Below are 2,012 nucleotides of genomic sequence, written 5' to 3'. Positions count from 1 at the left end.
GCACCTGCACCAGCCACACCCCGCCGCACGCCAACGCCCCGACCAGCGCCGCCCACCCCCAAGTGACCAGCCCGCTCTGCGCCTTGGACGGCAGCGCGGGGCCGGGGACGACGAGGAGCGCCACGAGCGGAAGGGCGAGCAGGGTGCCGGCCTTGGTGGCGGCGGGGCCGTAGCGACGGATCCAGATGGCCAGCGCCATGCCCGCCGTGAAGACGGCGGCGCCGAGCGCGTAGTGGGCGACGATCAGCCGCCCGACGAAGATCGAGGCACCGGCCGTCACCGGCAGCAGGGCGAGCGCGGTGAGCCGGCGCCGGGTGTCGGCGGTGCGCTGGGAGCGGAACAAGGTGAGGGGCAGGGCGACCGCGAGGACGAGCACGTCGGTGTGGAGTCCGGCGGCGCCCTCCAGCCAGAGGGCGATGCCCCAGCTGAGCAGGACGGCGACCATCGTCAGAGCCGCTTCGTACGCATTGCGTATTAGTTTGGCGGTCACTTCACGAGAATAGCGGGATCCATGGACTCTGAATAGTAAGCATACGCGTATGATATCCGTCATGGATCATCTCTCCGAGGCCGCCCGCATCCGTCGTGGCGTCGTACGGCTGAACCGGCGGCTGCGACAGAAACGCGGCAACGAGGCCGGGCTCACCCCGAACCAGCTGATCGTCCTCGGACACCTGCACCGGCACGGGACGGCGACACCCGGCGAGGTCGCGGCGGCCGAGCGGCAGCGACCCCAGTCCCTCACCCGGACCTTCGCCGAACTGGAGACGGAGGGGCTGATCGCACGCGAGCCGGGCACCGTGGACCGGCGTCAGTCCGTCCTCACCCTGACAGCGAAGGGGCGACGGGCGCTGGACCAGGACATGACCGAGCGGGACGTGTGGCTGGCGGAGGCGCTGGCGTCGCTGAGCGCGACGGAGCGGGGGGTGCTGGAGCTGGCGGGGGCGCTGATGGAGCGGCTGGCCGATGGCTGAAACACACCCCTTGTGCGGACGTTCACAGGGTTCCCATAATCCATCAACAGATTTGACCAGCCCATGTCAGAAATTGAGCATTTCTTTGATGCTCTTGATTGACATGTGCGCGTCATTGCCACCCCCACGAAGGGCATCACGTTGAAGAAGCTCCTCACAGCCCTCAAGAGATGCGCGGCCGTCGGCGCCGCCGCTCTCGCGATCGCCAGCCTTCAGCCCGTCTCGGCCGCACAGGCCGCCCCCACGCCCGTCGTCGGCGGAACCACCGCCACGCAGGGCGAGTTCCCGTTCATGGTCCGGCTCTCGATGGGCTGTGGTGGTGCGCTCTACACCCCGCAGATCGTGCTGACCGCCGCGCACTGTGTGACCGGGACCGGCGCCAACACCAGCATCACCGCCACCGCGGGTGTCGTGGACCTCCAGTCCACCACCGGGCGGGTCCAGGTCAAGTCGACGTACGTGTACCGGGCGCCGGGGTACAACGGCAACGGCAAGGACTGGGCGCTCATCAAGCTCGCCTCGCCCATCACCACCGTGCCGACGCTGAAGATCGCCACGACCACGCAGTACAACACCGGGACCTTCACCATCGCCGGGTGGGGTTCGGCCAGTGAGGGCGGGGCTCAGCAGCGGTATCTGCGCAAGGCCACCGTGCCGTTCGTCAGTGACGCCACCTGCCGGGCCTACAGCGGGTACAGCGGGCTCGTCGCCAGTGACGAGATCTGTGCCGGGTACACGGCCGGTGGGGTCGACACCTGTCAGGGTGACTCCGGTGGTCCGATGTTCCGCCGGGACAGCGCCAACGCCTGGATCCAGGTCGGCATCGTCAGCTGGGGCATAGGGTGCGCCCGCGCGAACGCGCCTGGCGTGTACAGCGAGGTGTCCACGTTCGCCTCCGCGATCGCGTCGGCGGCCGGTGGTCAGTTCGTCGAAGAGGTACGCGGCGGCGGGCTCGCCGGTCCGCTCGGCCAGTTCCGTCAGGAAGTCGGCGACGGCCGGGACCGGTCCGAAGGTGTCGCGGGCCCGCGCGAGCGAGCG

At 69.4% G+C, this 2,012-nt stretch carries 2 protein-coding genes and 1 pseudogene; 2 read left to right on the top strand and 1 reads right to left on the bottom strand.

From position 1 onward, the window contains the following. Positions 1-490: hypothetical protein (locus tag ACNFOC_RS53775; RefSeq protein WP_416966227.1), on the bottom strand; the 490-nt coding region annotated here is incomplete at its 3' end. Between the two features lie 61 nt (positions 491-551). Between ACNFOC_RS53775 and ACNFOC_RS53770 the strand changes: the two genes are divergently transcribed. Both ACNFOC_RS53770 and ACNFOC_RS53765 read left to right on the top strand, forming a co-directional pair. Then, a complete protein-coding gene (locus tag ACNFOC_RS53770; RefSeq protein WP_416966226.1) occupies positions 552-974 on the top strand; it encodes a MarR family winged helix-turn-helix transcriptional regulator in 423 nt (140 codons plus the stop codon). Positions 975-1,115: 141 nt separating this feature from the next. Continuing rightward, positions 1,116-1,889: pseudogene (locus ACNFOC_RS53765) on the top strand (S1 family peptidase); the annotation flags it as partial. Between the last annotated feature and the right edge of the window lie 123 nt (positions 1,890-2,012).

The sequence above is a fragment of the Streptomyces colwelliae genome, assembly GCF_048158785.1.
GTDB lineage: Bacteria > Actinomycetota > Actinomycetes > Streptomycetales > Streptomycetaceae > Streptomyces.
Note: the sequence above shows the minus strand (reverse complement) of the source record. Positions and strands in the feature narration are given on the sequence as shown.

Bases quoted from the DNA above. Each gene is read 5' to 3' on its own strand.
- ACNFOC_RS53770 (WP_416966226.1), top strand. From the start codon at position 552: ATGGATCATCTCTCCGAGGCCGCCCGCATCCGTCGTGGCGTCGTACGG.